The organism is Rhizobium sp. 01N447_2, assembly GCF_056399245.1.
Window position 1 is genome coordinate 63,456 of the sequence record NZ_JBFTQY010000010.1, and the last position, 19,490, is coordinate 82,945.

The 19,490-nt window shown below is 62.8% G+C and carries 20 protein-coding genes; 18 read left to right on the forward strand and 2 right to left on the reverse strand.

What is annotated here, in order from left to right; all coding sequences use genetic code 11:
* Positions 1–120: 120 nt before the first annotated feature.
* Genes AC1ECN_RS08290 through AC1ECN_RS08300 form a run of 3 tightly spaced genes read left to right on the forward strand, consistent with a single transcriptional unit; the run spans position 121 to position 3,405 of the window.
* Positions 121–1,908 (forward strand): ABC transporter ATP-binding protein, encoded by a 1,788-nt coding sequence (locus AC1ECN_RS08290; RefSeq protein ID WP_018482161.1) that lies wholly within the window; start codon positions 121–123, stop codon positions 1,906–1,908.
* Positions 1,909–1,923: 15 nt separating this feature from the next.
* Positions 1,924–2,748 (forward strand): 4-hydroxy-tetrahydrodipicolinate reductase, encoded by an 825-nt coding sequence (gene dapB, locus AC1ECN_RS08295; protein WP_075225228.1) that lies wholly within the window; start codon positions 1,924–1,926, stop codon positions 2,746–2,748.
* Positions 2,749–2,769: 21 nt separating this feature from the next.
* The gene (locus AC1ECN_RS08300) at positions 2,770–3,405 is read left to right on the forward strand and encodes a 2,3-bisphosphoglycerate-dependent phosphoglycerate mutase (RefSeq protein ID WP_024323194.1); all 636 of its coding nucleotides are present in this window, start codon (positions 2,770–2,772) and stop codon (positions 3,403–3,405) included.
* Between the two features lie 39 nt (positions 3,406–3,444).
* On the opposite strand, the gene phnF is transcribed toward AC1ECN_RS08300, so the two are convergent.
* A complete protein-coding gene (gene phnF, locus AC1ECN_RS08305) occupies positions 3,445–4,182 on the reverse strand; it encodes a phosphonate metabolism transcriptional regulator PhnF (RefSeq protein WP_024323193.1) in 738 nt (245 codons plus the stop codon).
* Between the two features lie 118 nt (positions 4,183–4,300).
* On the opposite strand from phnF, the gene phnG reads away from it, so the two are divergent.
* From phnG to AC1ECN_RS08380, 15 genes are all read left to right on the forward strand, one after another.
* Entirely contained in the window at positions 4,301–4,777 is a 477-nt protein-coding gene (gene phnG, locus AC1ECN_RS08310) for a phosphonate C-P lyase system protein PhnG (protein ID WP_018070354.1), read from the forward strand.
* A complete protein-coding gene (gene phnH / locus AC1ECN_RS08315) occupies positions 4,777–5,385 on the forward strand; it encodes a phosphonate C-P lyase system protein PhnH (RefSeq protein ID WP_018070355.1) in 609 nt (202 codons plus the stop codon). Before phnG ends, phnH begins: the two co-directional genes overlap by 1 nt.
* A 4-nt stretch (positions 5,386–5,389) precedes the next feature.
* A complete protein-coding gene (locus AC1ECN_RS08320) occupies positions 5,390–6,496 on the forward strand; it encodes a carbon-phosphorus lyase complex subunit (RefSeq protein WP_012759692.1) in 1,107 nt (368 codons plus the stop codon).
* On the forward strand, positions 6,493–7,368 hold the full coding sequence (locus tag AC1ECN_RS08325; RefSeq protein WP_130662621.1) for an alpha-D-ribose 1-methylphosphonate 5-phosphate C-P-lyase PhnJ: 876 nt from the start codon (positions 6,493–6,495) through the stop codon (positions 7,366–7,368). Before AC1ECN_RS08320 ends, AC1ECN_RS08325 begins: the two co-directional genes overlap by 4 nt.
* The gene (gene phnK / locus AC1ECN_RS08330) at positions 7,365–8,141 is read left to right on the forward strand and encodes a phosphonate C-P lyase system protein PhnK (RefSeq protein ID WP_130673363.1); all 777 of its coding nucleotides are present in this window, start codon (positions 7,365–7,367) and stop codon (positions 8,139–8,141) included. The genes AC1ECN_RS08325 and phnK overlap by 4 nt, the downstream gene beginning before the upstream one ends.
* 26 nt (positions 8,142–8,167) lie before the next feature.
* Positions 8,168–8,875 carry a phosphonate C-P lyase system protein PhnL gene (phnL, locus tag AC1ECN_RS08335; RefSeq protein WP_130673362.1) on the forward strand — a complete coding sequence of 236 codons (708 nt, stop codon included), beginning with the start codon at positions 8,168–8,170 and terminating at the stop codon, positions 8,873–8,875.
* Complete coding sequence (locus AC1ECN_RS08340; protein ID WP_024323189.1) at positions 8,872–9,489, forward strand: DapH/DapD/GlmU-related protein; 618 nt, start codon at positions 8,872–8,874, stop codon at positions 9,487–9,489. The genes phnL and AC1ECN_RS08340 overlap by 4 nt, the downstream gene beginning before the upstream one ends.
* Before the next feature lie 117 nt (positions 9,490–9,606).
* Positions 9,607–10,452 carry a phosphonate ABC transporter ATP-binding protein gene (phnC, locus tag AC1ECN_RS08345; RefSeq protein WP_032989633.1) on the forward strand — a complete coding sequence of 282 codons (846 nt, stop codon included), beginning with the start codon at positions 9,607–9,609 and terminating at the stop codon, positions 10,450–10,452.
* Positions 10,453–10,536: 84 nt separating this feature from the next.
* Positions 10,537–11,442 (forward strand): phosphonate ABC transporter substrate-binding protein, encoded by a 906-nt coding sequence (gene phnD / locus AC1ECN_RS08350; RefSeq protein ID WP_130662620.1) that lies wholly within the window; start codon positions 10,537–10,539, stop codon positions 11,440–11,442.
* A gap of 127 nt (positions 11,443–11,569) precedes the next feature.
* The gene (phnE, locus tag AC1ECN_RS08355) at positions 11,570–12,529 is read left to right on the forward strand and encodes a phosphonate ABC transporter, permease protein PhnE (RefSeq protein ID WP_130662619.1); all 960 of its coding nucleotides are present in this window, start codon (positions 11,570–11,572) and stop codon (positions 12,527–12,529) included.
* Between the two features lie 7 nt (positions 12,530–12,536).
* The gene (gene phnE / locus AC1ECN_RS08360; protein ID WP_130662618.1) at positions 12,537–13,880 is read left to right on the forward strand and encodes a phosphonate ABC transporter, permease protein PhnE; all 1,344 of its coding nucleotides are present in this window, start codon (positions 12,537–12,539) and stop codon (positions 13,878–13,880) included.
* Positions 13,881–14,020: 140 nt separating this feature from the next.
* The gene (locus AC1ECN_RS08365) at positions 14,021–14,716 is read left to right on the forward strand and encodes a DUF1045 domain-containing protein (RefSeq protein WP_477952700.1); all 696 of its coding nucleotides are present in this window, start codon (positions 14,021–14,023) and stop codon (positions 14,714–14,716) included.
* 13 nt (positions 14,717–14,729) lie between these two features.
* Complete coding sequence (locus AC1ECN_RS08370) at positions 14,730–15,869, forward strand: alpha-D-ribose 1-methylphosphonate 5-triphosphate diphosphatase (RefSeq protein ID WP_026238715.1); 1,140 nt, start codon at positions 14,730–14,732, stop codon at positions 15,867–15,869.
* The gene (gene phnN / locus AC1ECN_RS08375) at positions 15,866–16,465 is read left to right on the forward strand and encodes a phosphonate metabolism protein/1,5-bisphosphokinase (PRPP-forming) PhnN (RefSeq protein ID WP_018070364.1); all 600 of its coding nucleotides are present in this window, start codon (positions 15,866–15,868) and stop codon (positions 16,463–16,465) included. Before AC1ECN_RS08370 ends, phnN begins: the two co-directional genes overlap by 4 nt.
* Positions 16,466–16,484: 19 nt before the next feature.
* On the forward strand, positions 16,485–16,988 hold the full coding sequence (locus AC1ECN_RS08380; protein ID WP_018070365.1) for a GrpB family protein: 504 nt from the start codon (positions 16,485–16,487) through the stop codon (positions 16,986–16,988).
* 37 nt (positions 16,989–17,025) lie between these two features.
* Here the strand turns inward: AC1ECN_RS08380 and AC1ECN_RS08385 are convergent, their stop codons facing one another.
* On the reverse strand, positions 17,026–19,368 hold the full coding sequence (locus tag AC1ECN_RS08385; protein WP_130725925.1) for a DNA translocase FtsK: 2,343 nt from the start codon (positions 19,366–19,368) through the stop codon (positions 17,026–17,028).
* Between the last annotated feature and the right edge of the window lie 122 nt (positions 19,369–19,490).

The following is a 19,490-nucleotide window of genomic DNA, read 5'->3' on the forward strand; positions in this document are numbered from 1 at the left end:
TCTTGGCGCGTCCTGGCGGACGCGCGGCGCTCTAGCCAAACCAGTCCCAACTCTTTATAGACCCCGGCAAAAGTGCGCGTCGTCATCGCGGGGCGCTTGGTCCGAGACAGGAAATCCTATTTGGAAGCGGCGGAAAGCAGAACGCAGGGCGTCAGCAGCGATACCGTAACCGGCATCCTGAAGCGAATCATCGCTGAAAACGGCCGCGATCATCTGTGGGGCTATGTCTTTGCGATCGCCTGCCTCATCGTGGTGGCGCTTTCGACGGCGTTCACCGCCTGGATCATGCGGGCGATCATCGACGAGGCCTTCGCCAATCGGCGCGCCGACGTCGTCTGGATCATCTGTCTTTCGATCTTTATCGCCTTCGTGCTGCGCGGTTTTGCGAGCTATGGCCAGGCGGTGGCGCTTTCCAAGGTCGGCAACGATATCGTCGCCCGCTACCAGCGCCGGCTCTATGCGCATCTGATGACGCTTTCGGTCGGCTTCTTCAGCGAGGCGCGCTCTGCCCATATCGCCGCGCAGGTGAGCCAGAATGTCAGCGGCATTCGCGACGTGCTCAACCTGACGATCACCTCGACAGTGCGCGACCTGCTGACTTTCGTTTCGCTGCTCGCCGTGATGATCCTTCAGGATCCGTTGCTCAGCCTTGCCGTGTTCATCATGGCGCCGCCGCTGCTTTATGCGCTGCGCTATGTTTCGAAGCGGCTGCGCTCGGCGACTCGCGAGGCCGTGCATCTGAACAGCCACGTTCTCGGCGCCATGCAGGAGACGATCCAGGGCATCGCTATCGTGAAAGCCTTCACGATGGAAGAAGAGCTGGAGCGCAAGGTCAACAAGCTCATCAAAGGCGCCGAAAGCCGGGCCAACCGGATTGCCCGACTTTCCGAGCGCACCTCTCCTCTGACGGAAAGTTTCGCGGGTTTTGCCGTCGCCAGCGTGCTTGCCTATGCCGCCTACCGCTCGATATACTTCAATGTGCCACCCGGCGCCTTCTTCTCCTTCGTCACGGCGCTGCTGCTTGCCTATGACCCGGCCCGCCGGCTTGCCCGCCTGCAGGTGCAGATGGAGCGCGCCGTCGTCAATGCGCGGATGATCTATGAACTGCTCGACATGGAACCGCGCCAGCGCGACCTGCCGGATGCCCGGCCGCTGACGGTGACGCAGGCAAGGATCGAATTCCGCAATGTTTCCTTCGCCTACGGCAATGAGAGCGTACTCAGCGGCGTCAGTTTCACCGCCGAGGGCGGCGCGACCACGGCGCTGGTCGGGCCCTCCGGCGCCGGTAAATCCACCGTCATCAGCCTCATTCCGCGTTTTTACGATCCGCGCGAGGGCGAAATCCTAATCGACGGACAGGATATCGCCCACATCACCAAGAAGTCGCTGCGCCAGCAGCTCGCCTATGTCTCGCAGCAGCCCTATCTGTTCGAGGGTACGATCCGCGACAATATCCGCTATGGCCGGCCGGAAGCGACCGATGCCGAGGTGGAAGAGGCGGCGCGGCTTGCCTATGCGCATGACTTCATCTCAGCACAGCCGCAAGGTTACGAGACGCCGGTCGGCGAAAACGGCGTGACGCTTTCGGGCGGCCAGCGCCAGCGGTTATCGATCGCGCGCGCCCTGGTACGCAATGCGCCGATCCTGCTTCTCGACGAGGCGACCTCCGCCCTCGACACCGAATCCGAGGCAGCCGTGCAGAAGGCGCTCGATGAAGCGATGAGCGGACGCACCGTCGTCGTCATCGCCCACCGGCTTTCGACCGTGGTGCGCGCCGACAAGATCGTCGTCATGCAGCAGGGTCGTGTCGTCGAGGAAGGTAATCACGAGACGCTTGCGAAGGTCAGCGACGGTCTTTACGCTCGCCTCAACAACCTGCAGAGGCCTTCGGCCTCCGATTCAAACTGACCTGGTGAGACTGACATGGGCGATGCTGCGATGAAACTGGTGGTGGTTGGCGCAGCCGGACGCATGGGGCAGACGCTGATCCGGCTCATCCATTCCATCGAAGGCGTCACGCTGCATGCCGCGATCGAGCGCACCGGCTCGCCCTTCGTCGGCAAGGATGCCGGCGAGATCGCCGGTCTCGGCCCGACCGGTGTCGTTATCGGCGACGATCCGCTCAACGCTTTTCTCGATGCCGAAGGCGTGCTCGACTTCACCTCGCCTGCTGCAACAGTGGAATTCTCAGGCCTCGCCGCGCAGGCCCGCATCGTCCATGTCATCGGCACGACGGGCTGTTCGGACGACGACAATGCCAGGATCGCCGCAGCGGCCCGCCATGCCCGCATCGTCAAGTCGGGCAATATGAGCCTCGGGGTCAATCTGCTCAGTGTGCTCGCCGAGCAAGCAGCGCGTGCGCTTGATCCTGATGACTGGGATATCGAGATCCTGGAAATGCATCATAAGCACAAGGTGGATGCGCCGTCCGGCACCGCCCTTCTTTTCGGCGAGGCCGCKGCAAAGGGGCGCGGCATCGATCTTGCCTCGAAGTCGGTCCGGGTGCGCGACGGCCATACCGGCGCCCGAGAAGCGGGCACGATCGGCTTTGCGACGCTGCGCGGCGGCTCCGTCATCGGCGAACATTCCGTGCTTTTTGCCGGCGAGGGTGAAATCGTCACCCTGTCGCACAGTGCGGCCGATCGCTCGATATTTGCGCGCGGCGCCATCAAGGCGGCGCTTTGGGCGCGCGACAAGAAGCCGGGTCTCTATTCCATGCTCGACGTGCTCGGGCTCACTTCCTCATAACGATACTACGGAGGCATATTCATGAGCGGTACCCTCGTCCTCGTTCGCCACGGCCAGAGTGACTGGAACCTGAAGAATCTCTTCACCGGCTGGAAGGATCCCGATCTGACCGAGCTCGGCGTCCAGGAAGCCAATGCAGGCGGGGCGGCGCTCGCCGAATACGGGATCAAATTCGACGTCGCCTATACCTCGGTGCTGGTGCGCGCGCAGCACACGCTGAAGCTCATCCTCGACAAGGTCGGCCAGCCCGATCTCCTGACGATCCGCGACCAGGCACTGAACGAGCGCGACTACGGCGACCTCTCCGGCCTCAACAAGGACGATGCACGCGCCAAATGGGGCGAGGAACAGGTGCATATCTGGCGCCGCTCCTATGACGTGCCGCCTCCCGGCGGTGAAAGCCTGCGCGACACCGGCGCCCGCGTCTGGCCCTACTACCTCACCGAGATCCTGCCGCGCGTGCTCAGGGGCGAGAAGGTGCTGGTTGCCGCTCACGGCAATTCGCTGCGCTCGCTGGTGATGGTGCTCGACAAGCTGAGCAAAGAAGGCGTGCTCGCCCTCAACCTCGCGACCGGCGTGCCGATGGTCTACAAGCTGAAGGCGGATTCCACCGTCGCATCCAAGGAAGTGCTCGGCGACATGTCGGGCGCGCATTAATCTTGGCTGATCTTTCCCCGCTTCGGCGGGGAAAGGCGCTCAGTTCTCGATGGTGAACTGTACCCGGTCGGCCGCGAAGCGGCTGATCGAATATTGCACCGGCACACCCTCAAGGTCGGTATTCATCGCCTTGGCGATCAGCAGGATCGCGCCGGGGGTGAGTTCGAGGTCGGCCATATCGGCTGCACTCGCATGGGCGGCCGTCACTTCGGTCGTGGCGCGGACGTAATCTGGCAGGCCGAGTTCGGCGAAAGCCTTGGTGATCGATTCTTCCGTCCGGTAGGCCTGACCGATACCGGCAAAGCGCTTGGCGGGAAACCAGCTCGTCGCCCTTGAAACCGGCCGCTTGTCTGCCTGGCGCAATGTTTCCAGGCGGATCACCTCTTCTCCCGGTTTCAGGCCCAGCCAGCGGGCGATCTCGGCACTCGCTTCTTCCTTCGCCTCATCGAGCAGAAGGCCGCGCATTTCACGCGCCTGATCGCCGATGCCGGCAGTGAAGCGCGTGCGCCGCGTGATCGGAAAATTCAGCCGCTCCTTGCGCTCGATCAGCGTGCCGCGACCTTGTACCGCACGGACGATCCCCTCCTGCGCCAGTGCCGCCAGCGCACTGCGCACCGTATGCCGGTTGACGCCGAATTGCAGCGCCAGCATGGTTTCCGGCGGCACCATTCCCGTTTCGTCATAGGCGCCGCTGCTGATCGCCTCGCGAATCCGATCGGCGATCTGGCGCCAGAGCGCCACGCCGGTTTGCCTTTGCACCTGCTTCAATCCCGCCATTCCGCCCCTGCCCACCATTTCACGCCGCCGATGTCACACGCTTGTCACGACATCGATTTAGAGCTAAGTATATCTTGTATAGTTGTCTATATCAATAGACATTTAGAGGGAAGCGGCGATGATATCAGCAGACAGGACAGACGCTGCGTCACAGACGGCATCCGGGCGCAAACGCGCCGCCGATCTGCTGGCGCGCGCGGAGCGTAGCGAACTCTCAGCGGTCTTCGATGCGCTGCCGGAAAAGCCTGTGGCCCATCAGGTGCGCGGACCGGAGACCGGGCTGGTCATGGTGCGCGGACGCATCGGCGGCGGCGGCGCTCCCTTCAATCTGGGCGAAGTGACCGTGACGCGGGCGACGGTCCGGCTCGACACCGGCTCGGTCGGCCATGCACAGGCGCTCGGCACCGACCGCGAGAAGGCCAGGCTTGCGGCGATCTTCGACGCGCTCTGGCAGGAGGATGCGACGAAGGATTTCGTCGAACAGGCACTGCTTTTACCGATCGCCGAACGGATCGCCGATGCCGAACGCCGCAAGGCGGACGAGACGGCGGCAACCCGCGTCGATTTCTTCACCATGGTGCGGGGAGACAACTGATGGGCCTGAAGACAGAAGCTTTGACCGGCGGCTTTGCCGTCCCGGTCTTCCATGCCCAAAGCGTCTTCAAGATGCTGATGGACGGCATGGCCCGCCCCGGCACGATCCAGACCGTTCAGCCCGATGTCGCTCCGCCGGCACCGCTCGGCACCGCCGCCGGCACGATCGCGCTGACGCTTTGCGACCACGACACGCCCGTCTGGCTTTCCCAGGGACTGGCGAGATCCGCCGTGCCGGAGTGGCTCGGCTTCCATACTGGCGCGCCGCTGACGACCGAAAAGGCCGAGGCGCGCTTTGCCTTCACCGAGGCCGGCACCGCGCTTTCCTCGTTCGGCCTCTTTGCATCAGGCACGCAGGAATATCCCGATCGCTCGACGACCCTGATCATCGAGCTCGCCAATCTAGAGAGTGGCCGCAGGCTGGCGCTGATGGGTCCCGGCATCCAGAGCGTGACGGAGATCGCGCCTATCGGCCTGCCGGAGACCTTCCTGCGGCTCTGGACCGAGAACCGTGCGCTCTTTCCGCGCGGCGTCGACATCGTGCTGACATCGGGCAGGCGTTTCCTCTGCCTGCCGCGCACCACCAAGATCACAACAACGGAGATCTGAGCTCATGTATGTTGCCGTCAAGGGTGGCGAGGCTGCCATCGCCAATGCCCACCGCCTGCTCGCCGATCGCCGCCGCGGCGACCGTTCGCTACCGGCGATCGGCATCGAACAGATCGTGGCGCAGCTGGCGCTCGCCGTCGACCGCGTCATGGCCGAGGCTTCGCTTTTCGACCGCACGCTCGCGGCACTCGCCATCCGCCAATCGCGCGGTGACATGATCGAGGCGATCTTCCTGCTGCGTGCCTACCGCACAACGCTGCCGCGTTTCGGCTATTCGAAGCCGCTCGACACAGCTGATATGACGATCGAACGCCGCATCTCGGCGACCTACAAGGATCTGCCGGGCGGCCAGCTTCTTGGGCCCACCTTCGACTATACCCACCGCCTGCTCGATCCCTCGCTGCTTTCGGACGAAGCGGTGGAGACGCCCGCTCAGCGCGCCGCCGAGACCGGCCGCGTCATGCGCGTCTCGGAGATCCTCGGCGAGGAAGGTCTGATCGAGGCCGACGGCGACATGCCGGAAGATCACGAGATCGGCGACCTGACCCGCGAGCCGATGGAATTTCCGATGACCCGGGATCTGCGCCTGCAGGCGCTTGCCCGCGGCGACGAGGGCTTCCTGCTGGCGCTGGGTTATTCCACCCAGCGCGGCTACGGCCGCAACCACCCCTTCACCGGTGAAATCCGCATCGGCGACGTCGAGGTGGAGTTCGACGTGCCGGAACTCGGTTTCGCCGTCTCGCTCGGCACGATCCAGATCACTGAATGCCAGATGGTCAACCAGTTCAAGGGTTCGGCCAAGGCGCCGCCGCAATTCACCCGCGGCTACGGCCTGGTCTTCGGCCAGAGCGAGCGCAAGGCGATGGCGATGTCGCTGGTCGACCGGGCGCTTCGCGCCGAAGAGCTCGGCGAGGATATCACCGCGCCGGCACAGGATGAGGAATTCGTCATCTCGCACTCCGACAATGTCCAGGCGACGGGCTTCGTCGAGCATCTGAAGCTTCCGCATTATGTGGACTTCCAGGCCGAACTCGATCTCGTCCGCCGTATGCGCCGCGAATTCGAAGCCGCCCGCAACGGTGGCGAAGACATGAAGGAAGCCGCCGAATGACCGATCTGGCCAGCTACAACTTCGCCTATCTCGACGAACAGACCAAGCGGATGATCCGCCGCGCCATCCTGAAGGCAATTGCCATCCCCGGTTACCAGGTGCCCTTCGCCTCGCGCGAAATGCCGATGCCCTATGGCTGGGGCACCGGCGGCGTGCAGGTGACGGCCTCGATCATCGGACCGGACGACGTGCTGAAGGTCATCGACCAGGGCGCCGACGACACGACCAACGCCGTTTCCATCCGCGCCTTCTTCCAGAAGGTCGCCAATGTCGCGGTGACGACGCATACCAAGGATGCGACGATCATCCAGACGCGCCACCGCATTCCCGAAGAAAAGCTCGGGGTCGGGCAGGTGCTCGTCTACCAGGTGCCGATCCCCGAGCCGCTGCGCTTCCTCGAGCCGCGCGAGACCGAGACGCGCAAGATGCACGCTCTCGAAGAATACGGCCTCATGCACGTGAAGCTCTATGAGGATATCGCCCATAACGGCCGCATTTCGCGGACTTACGCCTATCCGGTGAGGGTCCACGGCCGCTATGTCATGGACCCGTCGCCGACGCCGAAATTCGACAATCCGAAGATGCATATGTCGGACGCGCTGCAGCTCTTCGGCGCCGGACGCGAGAAGCGCATCTATGCGGTTCCGCCCTATACCGACGTCGTCAGCCTGGATTTCGAAGACTATCCCTTCGATATCCAGCGTTTCGACAAACCCTGCGCCCTTTGCGGCGCCGAGGAAGTCTACCTCGACGAAGTGGTTCTCGACGACAAGGGCGGGCGCATGTTCGTCTGCTCCGACACCGATCATTGCGAAGACCGCCGCGCGCACGGGCATGCCGGCGAGATGCTGGCCCGGGAGGCTGCAGAATGAGCGATACTCCCCTTCTCAAAGTCCATGACGTTTCGAAATTCTACGGCAACCGCATCGGCTGCCGCGACGTCTCCTTCGAACTCTGGCCCGGCGAAGTGCTCGCCATCGTCGGTGAATCCGGCTCCGGCAAGACGACGTTGCTCAACTGCCTTTCCACCCGGCTGCTGCCGAGCACGGGCAGCGTCGAATATCACATGCGCGACGGCAGCTACCGCGACCTCTATCGTATGAACGAGGCCGAGCGGCGCTTCCTGATGCGCACCGACTGGGGCTTCGTGCACCAGAACCCGGCCGACGGCCTGCGCATGACGGTGTCGACCGGCGCCAATGTCGGCGAACGGCTGATGGCGATCGGCGACCGGCACTATGGAAAGATCCGCGCTTCGGCGATCGACTGGCTCGAACGCGTCGAGATCGACGCCGACCGCATCGACGACCAGCCGCGCGCCTTTTCCGGCGGCATGCGCCAGCGCCTGCAGATCGCCCGCAACCTCGTCACCGGCCCGCGGCTCGTCTTCATGGACGAGCCGACCGGCGGCCTCGACGTCTCGGTGCAGGCGCGCCTGCTCGACCTCGTGCGCGGCCTCGTCAACGATCTCGGCCTCTCGGCCATCATCGTCACCCACGATCTCGCCGTCGCCCGCCTGCTCTCGCACCGGATGATGGTGATGAAGGACGGCTACGTCATCGAACACGGGCTCACCGACCGCGTGCTCGACGACCCGCGCGAACCCTATACGCAGCTGCTCGTCTCCTCGATCCTGCAAGTCTGAGGCCCAAAACCAAGGAAGAAGAAATCATGGCAACGCCTCTCGTCGTTTCCGAAGTCTCGAAGAGCTTCACCATGCATCTGCGCGACGGCATCAAGTTGCCCGTCGTCTCCGATGTCGCCTTCTCGGTCGCATCGGGCGAATGCGTCGTTCTCGGTGGCCCGTCGGGCATCGGCAAGAGCTCGCTGCTCAAGATGATCTACGGCAATTATGCCGTCGACACCGGCCAGATCCTCATCCGCCACGACGGACGCATCGTCGATCTCGCCTCCACCGATCCGCGCACCGTGCTCAACGTCCGCCGCAATACGCTTGGCTATGTCAGCCAGTTCCTGCGCACCGTGCCGCGCGTCGCGGCGATCGATGTGGTTGCCGAACCACTGGTGGCACGCGGCGAGGACGCCGCCACGGCACAGGAAAAGGCGGGCGCCCTGCTGGCCAGGCTCAATCTGCCGGAAACGCTCTGGCAGCTCCCGCCCGCCACCTTCTCCGGCGGCGAGCAGCAACGCGTCAACATCGCGCGCGGCTTCATCACCGAGCATACGATCCTGCTTCTCGACGAACCCACAGCCTCGCTCGATGCCAGGAACCGTGCCGTCGTCGTCGGCATGATCGCGGAAAAGAAGAAGGCGGGTGTCGCCCTTCTCGGCATCTTCCACGACGAGGAAGTGCGCGAAGCCGTCGCCGACCGCATCCTCGACGTCCAGCAGTTCTCACCCAGAAAGATCGCTGCATGAGCCGCAAGCTGGGTATCGAGCCCTATTTTCATGAGACGGCATCCGTTAGCGATTCCACCTTCGGGCGCTATACGGAGGTCTCGGAACGCTGCCGCATCAGCGAGGCCGCGTTCGGCGACTATTCCTACATCATGCAGGATGGCTCCGTCTGGTGTGCGACGATCGGCAAGTTCGTCAATATCGCCGCCGCCGTGCGCATCAACGCCACCAACCATCCGACCTGGCGCGCGACACTGCATCATTTCACCTATCGCGCCGCCGACTACTGGCCGGACGGCGACATGGAGACGGACTTCTTCGCCTGGCGGCGCGCAAACCGGGTGACGATCGGCAACGATGTCTGGATCGGCCACGGAGCGACCATCCTGCCCGGCGTTAGCGTCGGCAACGGCGCGGTGATCGGAGCCGGGGCCGTCGTCTCGAAGGACGTCGCGCCCTATGCGATCGTCGGCGGCGTGCCGGCCAAGCTCATCCGCGAGCGCTTTCCAAGAGAGGTCGGCGAACGGATGGACAGGCTTTGCTGGTGGGACTGGGAGCACGATCGGCTGCGCCAGGCGCTCCAGGATTTCCGCAACCTTAGCGCGGAAGATTTCCTGTCCCGCTACGGCGGTTAAACCCCCGATATGGGGGCGGAGAATTGTGACAGGACTTACACAAATTTGACATGCGAGGTTCATCAAGCGGGACTAATGCGATGCTGATCAAGGCCTGGATCGCAAGGGAAGAGCATGATGTTCGAGCTGAAGAATGTCACACGTCGTTTCGGAAAAAAGCTCGCCGTCGATTCCGTCACGCTCGCCATTCCCCAGGGCCAGATGGTCGGCGTCATCGGCCGCTCCGGCGCCGGCAAGTCGACGCTGCTGCGCATGATCAACCGCCTTCAGGAGCCGAGCTCCGGCTCCGTTCATTTCGCCGGCGTCGAGGTCTCCGGGCTTCGCGGCCAGGCGTTGCGCAACTGGCAGCGCGACTGCGCGATGATCTTCCAGCAGTTCAACCTGGTACCGCGCCTCGACGTTCTCACCAATGTCATGCTCGGCCGCCTCAATCATCGCTCGACGCTTATGAGCCTCCTCAACATCTTCACCCGCGAGGAACGCGTGCATGCCATCGCGGCACTCGAACGCCTCGGCATCGAGCAGACGGCGCTGCAGGCGGCCGGCACGCTTTCCGGCGGCCAGCAGCAGCGCGTGGCGATCGCCCGCGCGCTGATGCAGAACCCGAAGATGGTTCTTGCCGACGAGCCGATCGCCTCTCTCGATCCGCTGAACGCCAAGATCGTCATGGATGCGCTGCGCGACATCAACGAGCGCGAGGGCATCACCGTCATCACCAACCTTCACACGCTCGACACCGCCCGCAACTATTGTGAGCGCATCGTCGGCATGGCCGGCGGCCGCGTCGTCTTCGACGGCAAGCCCTCGGAGCTGACCGCCGAAGCGGTGAAGGAAATCTACGGGACGGACAAGGACGGCGCCGGCATCGACGAAACGGTGACCTCGACATCGATCAATATCGCCCCCGAGCGGGCAGACAATCAATCCGCCGGCACCCAACCGCTGGCGCTGGCCGGCCTCTGAGAGGCAGCCGCGATCGAGCGCCCGCGTCAAGGGCACACTTCTTTGTAACGGGAAGACCGGGGACACCGGTCAATAGGAGAGAACATGTTGAAGAAAGCACTCTTTGCGGCAACGGCGCTCTTCGCGCTCGTCGGCGCTGCCCATGCTGCAGACCTCAAGGAATTCCGCATCGGCATCCTCGGCGGCGAAAACGAAACCGACCGCCTGCGCAACTATGCCTGCCTTGCCGACCACCTGAAGCAGGAATTCGGCTTCGAGAAGGTTTCGCTCTTCCCGGCCGCCGACTATGACGGCGTGATCCAGGGCCTGCTCGGTGGCACGCTCGACTTCGCCGAACTCGGCGCCTCCGGCTATGCCGCCGTCTACATCAAGGATTCGAAGGCTGTGACGCCGATCCTGACGACGCAGCAGAAGGACGGCTCGACGGGTTATTACTCGATCGGCCTCGCTCTGAAGTCCTCCGGCATCAAGTCCATCAAGGACGCCAAGGGCAAGAAGCTCGGCTATGCCGATCCGGATTCCACCTCCGGCTACCTCGTTCCGCTGACGCAGATCCCGAAGGACACGGGCATGCCGAACGACAAGTTCTTCGCCTCGACCCAGTTCAACGGCGGCCACGAGAACAACCTTCTCGCTGCGTATGACGGCAAGGTCGATATTGCCGTCGACGACAGCTCGGGCATCGGCGACTTCAAGGACGGCTACACCTCCGGCACCTTCCGCAAGGAAGTCGACAAGGGCGCCGTCGATCCGAACAAGCTGGTCGAAGTGTGGCGTTCGCCGCTGATCCCGAACGGCCCGCTCGTCGTTCGCAACGCTCTCGGCGAAGAGTGGCAGACGAAGCTTGCAGCCTTCTTCACGGCTCTGCCGGAGAAGGACCACAAGTGCTTCGCCGCTGTCGAAGGCGGCGACTACAAGGGCTACGCGCCCGTCAAGCACGACTTCTACAACGCCGTCGTCGACGTCCGCAAAGCTGCCATCGGCGGCTGATCGGGCTTTTGAATGCAGGGCGGCCGGAAACGGCCGCCCTTTATCTTGTGACGACAGCACCACGCGTCTTTTCGAGAGCCGCAAAGGACGCTGAAGCACTTTGAATTATGCAGTAGGCGAGGCGTTGATGACTATTGCCGATACACAGCCGCACATGCAGAGCGCCAAGGAGATCGGCACCGCCTGGGACCGGATGGTGGCCAAGCGCCGCTTCTATACCGTTCTCGGCCTGGTTATCCTGATTGCGGCTTTTGTCAGCTCCGTCCGCTTCGCCGATGAGAGCAATGCCGGCCATTTCTTCGACCGCCTGCCGCATCTCTTCGACTTCCTGAGCTGGCTCATCCCCAAGGATTGGCACGACGTCTGGCGCGCGCTGTTCGACATAGCGAGCGTCAACGACAAGGGCGGCGAGGAATTCAATTTCGACAGGGGACGCGTCTATGTCTGGGGCGCCTTCTACATTCCCGAATATTTCGAGCTGATGATCGTCACGATCAACGTGGCGCTGATCTCGACGATCATCGCCTTCGTCTTTGCCGTCCCCTTGAGCTTCTTTGCCGCGCGCAACCTGACGAATTCATGGCCGTTGCGCATCTTCACCAAGCGGCTGATGGAATTCCTGCGCGCCTTCCCGGAAATCGTCATTGCCGGGCTGTTTTCGGCGATCCTGTCGATCGGGCCGGTCGCCGCCATCATCGCCATCACCCTGCACACGATCGGTGCGCTCGGCAAACTCTTCTACGAAGTGGCCGAGAATATCGACATGAAGCCGCATGAGGGCATGAAAGCCGTCGGCGCCAACTGGTGGGAGCGCGTCCGCTTTGCCGCCCTGCCGCAAGTGCTGCCGAATTTCACCTCCTATGCGCTGCTGCGCCTTGAGATCAACGTGCGCGCCTCGACCATTATCGGCGCCGTCGGCGGCGGCGGCATCGGCGAGGAGCTGAAACTTTCGATCTCGCGCGGCTTCGGCGCCAAGACGGTGGCGCTCGTTCTTCTGCTGTTCGTGACGATCGTCGCCGTCGACCAGTTCTCCGCATGGCTGCGCCGCCGCCTGGTCGGCGAGCACGCCTTCCTTCTGCAACATTGAGGCCGCCATGACGGTGATCGACGCAAACCGTATGCACGAGATAGAAACGCGCTATCCGGAATATTTCCACCAGTCGTTCCGCCAGCGTTTCGGCGGGCTGATGATCCTCATCGCGACGCTGCTCTACAGCCTCTATGCCGTCTGGTTCTTCGATCTGCCCAAGCTCTTCGTCGAAGCCCATTGGGAGCGCGTCGGCATCTATCTCAGCCAATGGGTGAGCTACGACGTTCAGCCGGAATTCCGCATCGAGGATGACGGCTCGATCGACATCCGTTATCCGCGTTTCTCGCCGCTCGGCGACAATCCGAATCCGGACTGGCTGGTCAACAACCCCGACGGCAGCATCACCGTTTCGATCAGCGGCACCAGCCGCACCGTCACCGTCTCGAAGAGCGAGACGATCGTCACCGCGTATGGCGTCAGCGTCCCGGTGGACGTTTTCGGCGGTGCGCCGAAAGTCGTCGGACCGGTACCCGGCTGGATGACGGTCTATGATGACAACGTGCTGGCGGATCTCGGCTTTGCCGGCAATGTCAGCATATCCGTCGACCGGGTGAAGATGCGCAAACGTTTCATCGGCTGGGCGAATTTCATCTTCGACACGCAATCATCCTTCTTCGACAAGCCGGTCGGCGAGGTCGTCAGCCTCATCGTCTCCGGTCCGCGCATCAAGCCCGACCAATCCAACCTGTCGCTCGCCTTCGACGATATCTGGAACAACAGCGAATGGCAGCACGGCGACGTCTGGACCAAGCTTTTCCAGACGATCGTCATGGCGTTCCTCGGAACGCTGCTCGGCTCGCTTACCGCCTTTCCGCTCGCCTTCCTGGCAGCCCGCAACATCACGCCGAACCGCCTGCTGAACCAGGTCCTGAAGCGCTTCTTCGATTTTCTGCGCTCGGTCGATATGCTGATCTGGGCGCTGTTCCTGACACGCGCCTTCGGCCCTGGCCCGCTTGCCGGCAGCGGTGCGATCTTCCTCACCGAGACCGGCACGCTCGGCAAACTCTATTCCGAAGGCCTCGAGAATATCGACAACAAGCCGCGGGAAGGCATCAAATCAACAGGCGCTCAGACCGTGCTCGTTCATCGTTACGGCATTATGCCGCAGATCGTTCCCGTCTTCGTCAGCCAGACGCTCTACCAATGGGAATCGAACGTGCGCGGCGCGACCATTATCGGCGCTGTCGGCGCCGGCGGCATCGGCCTGAAACTGTGGGAGGCCATGCGCACCAACGCCAATTGGGAAAACGTCGCCTACATGGTCATTCTGATCCTGATCGTTGTCTTCATATTCGACACCGCCTCGAATGCGTTGCGCCACCGGCTGATGGGCACGAAAATCCACTGATCCATTGATCAAAGACGGTGGCGGCGCGACGCCATCATCATTCTGTCACGGAAATCTTTTAGCCGGGAGCCTGCTTGCGGTTCGCCGCCAAATCACTGCACAGTGCCCTCCCCGTTTGGACGATCTCCAGGACAAAAGCCTTGCGCTACGCTCTCTATTTCTCGCCGCCGAAGGATGATCCCCTGACCRGCGCGGCCTCGCTCTGGCTCGGTCGCAATGCTTTCACCGGCGAGACCTATCCGGCACCGGAATATGCGCAACTGGGTGCGGCAGAGCAATTCGAGCTGACCGCTGACCCCCGCCGCTACGGCTTTCACGCCACGATCAAGGCGCCCTTTTCGCTCGCCTCCTCGGTCACCGAGAAAGATCTCATGGCCGTTGCCGAGGATTTTGCCCAGCGCACGCAAGCCTTCGAGATTCCTGAACTCGTGCTCGGCCAGCTCGGCCGTTTTTTTGCTCTCGTTCCCGGTTCTCTTCATCAACCTCTTCAGGATTTCGCCGCGAAGGTGGTAAGGTCGTTCGAACCGTTCCGGGCAGCGCTTTCCGAGGCCGATATGGCGCGGCGCAACCCGGAGAAGCTCAGCGACAGCCAGCGCACCCATCTGCAGCGCTGGGGTTATCCTTACGTCATGGAGGATTTCGGCTTTCACATGACGCTGAGCGGCCAGGTGCCCGAGACACGTGCTCAGGTAATGAAAGCGATCCTGACCGAGCGTTTTGCCGATTTCACCGGCCGACCGCTTTCGATTTCCGGCCTTGCCGTCTTCATCGAGGAGACGCGCGGTGCCCCGTTCAAAATTCATTCCTGGCTGCCGCTTGCCGGCGCCAAAAGCTGAAAGACTTGACGACATGAGCAAAGAGACCGTGTTTTCCAACGCCCGCATCGTTCTCGAGGATGACATCCTCTTAGGCTCGATCCTCATCCGCGACGGGAAGATCGCCGACATCTCCGGGGGTAACTCGGTAGCCGGCGAAGATTTCGAAGGCGACTACGTCATCCCAGGCCTTGTCGAACTGCACACCGATCATCTCGAAGGCCATTATCAGCCGCGCCCCGGCATTCGCTGGAACAAGACCGCCGCCATCCAGGCGCATGACGCCCAGATCGTCACCTCAGGCATTACCACTGTGTTCGACTGCCTGCGCATGGGTGCGGACGAGGACGGCGGCTTCGAACATGGCGAGATGCGCGAGATGGCCGATGCCATCCAGTCGGCGGAGAAGGAAGGCAGGCTGCGTGCCGAGCACCTGCTTCATTTGCGCTGCGAGGTCTCGGCCGACAATGTGCTCGAACATTTCGCCGACTTCGAAAACGACCGGCATGTGCGGCTCGTCTCGCTGATGGATCATGCACCCGGCCAGCGTCAGTTCCAGACGATGGATCAATATGTCTTCTACTACCAGAAGAAGCGGGGCCTGAGCGACGAGGCTTTTGCGCGTTTCGTCGCCAAGCGCCAGGCAGAATCGGCGCGCAATTCGACGCCGCACCGCAACGCCATCGCCAAGGTCTGCGCCGAGCGCGGCATCACCGTGGCAAGCCATGACGATGCGACGCTCTCGCATGTCGACGAGGCGATCGACAACGGTGTGCGCCTGGCCGAGTTCCCGACCAGCTTCGACGCCGCTCGGGCATCGCACGGACATGGCATGAGCGTGCTGATGGGCGCGCCGAACATCGTGCGCGGCAAATCCCATTCCGGCAACATCGCCGCCCGCGACCTTGCCGAAATGGGGGTGCTCGATGTGCTTTCCTCTGATTACGTGCCGCTCAGCCTACTGCATGCGCCGTTCATCCTCGCCGATGAGGTCGAGAGCATCAGCCTGCCGAAGGCGATCGCCATGGTGACGTCGACACCCGCCCGCACCGTCAGCCTCGATGATCGCGGCCGGATCGCAACGGGACTGCGCGCCGATCTCGTTCGCGTCCATCGTTCGCACGGCGTGCCGGTGACACGCTCGGTCTGGCGCCAAGGACGCCGTGTCGCATGACGATGTCGCACGAACCCCACGCAGGAGCCGGAGCCGAGCGCGGCATCATGGTCGTCGTCGTCGGACCGAGCGGCGCTGGCAAGGACACGCTGATGAACCTCGCGGCCCGGCGTTTCAAGGGCCGCGACGATGTGCATTTCGTCCGCCGCGTTATCACCCGTCACCGTGACGCCGGCGGCGAAGATCATCTTTCCGTCTCCCTCCAAGGTTTTGCCGCCATGGAGCAATCAGGCTCCTTCGCCGTCTGGTGGGAAGCGCACGGCCTGAAATACGGCATTCCGGCCGAAGTTTCGGTAGCGCTGTCGAAAGGCCACGTCGTCGTCGCCAACGGCTCGCGCTCGGCGCTTCATCGCTTCCAGGCCGCCTTCCCGCGTCTGAAAGTCATCAACGTCACCGCCCGCCCCGAAGTGCTCGCCGGTCGGCTGGAGGCGCGCGGCCGCGAGACGCATGAAGATATCATGGCCCGGCTTGCCCGCGGACCGCTGACGGTGCGCGGCGAATACGACGTGGTGGAGCTCGACAATAGCGGCTCGCTCGAAGAGGCCGAGCAGAAGATGATCGAGATCCTAAACGGGTTGCTGACCAAGACGCACTGAACGGATCGAGAGGAAGGGCATGCGTGCTATCAAGGTGGTCGACTACGATCCTTGCTGGCCGCGGCTCTTTGCCGAAATCAGCGCCGAGGTCTCCGCCTTGCTCGGCGACCGCCTGCTTTCGATCGATCATATCGGCAGCACCTCGGTGCCTGGCCTGGCGGCCAAGCCGAAGATCGACCTCGATGCCGTGATGATATCCGACGCGTTCCTGCCGGCGGCGATCGAGGTGGTGCGCGCGGCCGATTTCGTCTTCCACGGCGATACTGGAGAGCAACGATGGGCTTTCACCCGCGATCATCAAGCTTATGGCTTCAAGCTCTATCTTTGCGGACCCAATAATCGCGCGCATCGGGAGCGCATTCTGTTTCGCGATTATCTCCGGGATCATCCCGAGAGGGCCAGGGCCTATGCCGATCTGAAACGCAGGCTGGCTGCGGAGGCAAGCCGCGATTGGGATTTTTATACCGGCGGAAAGACCGCGTTTGTCAGCGAGACGGTTCGGCTGGCTGCCTTGAGGACATGAAATGGAGTGCGCGCAGTGCACTCCATGCCATTATCGATTAATCGCCATCGCCCCGTCCCGATACGATCTCGCGCTTGCCGACGTGATTGGCCGGACCGACCAGACCTTCCTTCTCCATGCGTTCCACCAGCGAGGCGGCGCGGTTATAGCCGATGCCGAGGCGGCGCTGGATGTAGGACGTCGAGCATTTCTTGTCGCGCATGACGACCTTGACCGCCTGTTCGTAAAGCTCGTTGCCATCCTCCGAGGCCATGGCGCTCTTGTCGAAAACGGCGCCGGCTTCTTCCTCTTCCGTCTCTTCCTCCTCGTCGGCGGTGACAGTGTCGAGATATTCGGGACGGCCTTGGGTTTTCAGATGGGCAACGACCTTTTCGACCTCGACATCGGAGACGAAGGGACCGTGGACACGGGAAATCCGCCCGCCGCCCTGCATATGCAGCATATCTCCCTGACCGAGCAGTTGTTCAGCACCCTGTTCGCCGAGAATGGTGCGGCTGTCGATCTTCGAGGTCACCTGGAAGGAGATGCGGGTCGGGAAGTTTGCCTTGATCGTGCCGGTGATGACGTCAACGGACGGACGCTGTGTCGCCATGATCAGATGGATGCCGGCGGCTCGCGCCATCTGGGCGAGGCGCTGGATCGCGCCTTCGATGTCCTTGCCGGCGACCATCATCAGGTCGGCCATCTCATCGACGATGACGACGATATAGGGCATCGGCGTCAGGTCCAGCGCCTGGCTTTCCTCGATCGGAGTGCCGGTGCCCTTGTCGAAGCCGACCTGGACCATGACATGGATGGTCTCGCCCTTTTCGCGGGCCTGGGCGACGCGGTCGTTGTAACCGTCGATGTTGCGGACACCGAGGCGCGACATCTTGCGATAGCGCTCCTCCATTTCGCGCACGGCCCATTTCAGCGCCATGACCGCCTTCTTCGGATCGGTGACGACGGGCGTCAGCAGATGCGGGATGCCGTCATAGACTGACAGTTCGAGCATCTTCGGGTCGACCATGATCAGGCGGCACTGTTCCGGCGTCATGCGGTAGAGCAGCGACAGGATCATCGTGTTGATGGCGACCGACTTGCCGGAACCGGTGGTGCCGGCGACGAGCAGATGCGGCATCTTGGCGAGTTCGGCAATGACAGGCTCGCCGCCGATGGTCTTGCCGAGGCCGAGCGCCAGCTTATAGCCGCTCTTCTCGAAATCCTGGCTTTCGATCATCTCGCGGAAATAGACAGTTTCACGTGTCACATTCGGCAATTCGATGCCGATGACGTTGCGGCCGGGGACGACGGCAACACGGGCCGAAAGCGCCGACATCGAGCGGGCGATATCGTCGGCAAGGCCGATGACGCGCGACGATTTCACGCCCGGCGCCGGCTCGAATTCATAGAGGGTGACGACAGGGCCGGGGCGGACATGGATGATCTCGCCCTTGATGCCGAAATCCTCCAGCACGCTTTCCAGAAGCCCGGCATTCTGTTCCAGCGTCTCTTGCGACATGATCTCGCCGAGGCGTTCCGGCGGTTCCTGCAGCAGGGCGCGCGGCGGGAATTCATAGCCGGATGCGTCGATCCTTTCGGGCCTCGCGGCCAGGCGCGGCGACGGCAGAACCGCGGCGACAGGCGGGGTGCGCTGCGGCGCTGGTGCTGCCTGAGGTGCTGATGCAATTTGAGGGGCTGTCGCGACCTGGGGGGTTGGCGCCGCTTGAGGTGCCGGCATGACCGGTGCCTCGACAGCGATGCGCCTGGGCCTTTCCAGGGACGGGGCGGCCGGAGGGCGCACAGCAACCTTTGCGGAGATCGCGGCGGGCTGCGGGACCGCGCGGGAGGTGACGGGAGCAGGGGCCGGCCGGCCGGGGCGCCATTCCATGATCCGGAACAGCGACGTGATCGATTCGGGCGAGGCCTCGGTCTTCGGGAACGAGATCAAGGAAGGCGCGCGAACCGGCGTCTCTTCGAAGGCCATGACTTCCCAGAAGGCGAAATCCGAAATGGAGGAAAGCTCGGCGCTGGCGCGGAAGGCGGGCGCGCCCGGCACGTCAGGCAAAGGTGACTGCTGCAGTTCAACCCTGTGCGGTGCTGCGGAAATTTCGTCCGGCTCGGGCAGATAGATATCGAACGGCACGTCGACGGCAACCGGCTCTATCCGTATCGCCTGCTGTCCAATCTGCGAATCATCGCGAACGGGCTCATTCGGCGCGCGCCGCTTGCTGATCAGCGTTTCCGGCGTGCGGGTGAAACGGACATTCGGCGCGAGGGAAAAGTTGCTCTGCCAGATGGGTGCCGCCGGCTTCTCCCCTGGGTTTTCCGCCGGAAGGTCCGTTTCAATCTCGCTGGAAAAATCTCCGGCATCCGTCAAATTGGTTCTGGGAAAACGCATGCGTCCGCTACTCACTCATGCTTTGCAAATTACGACCCTACCGGGATAGAAAAGGAAGGTTAATAAGTTCCTTCCTGCCGTATCGTTCCGATACGACTCCTGGAGATAAATCGCTGCACTTT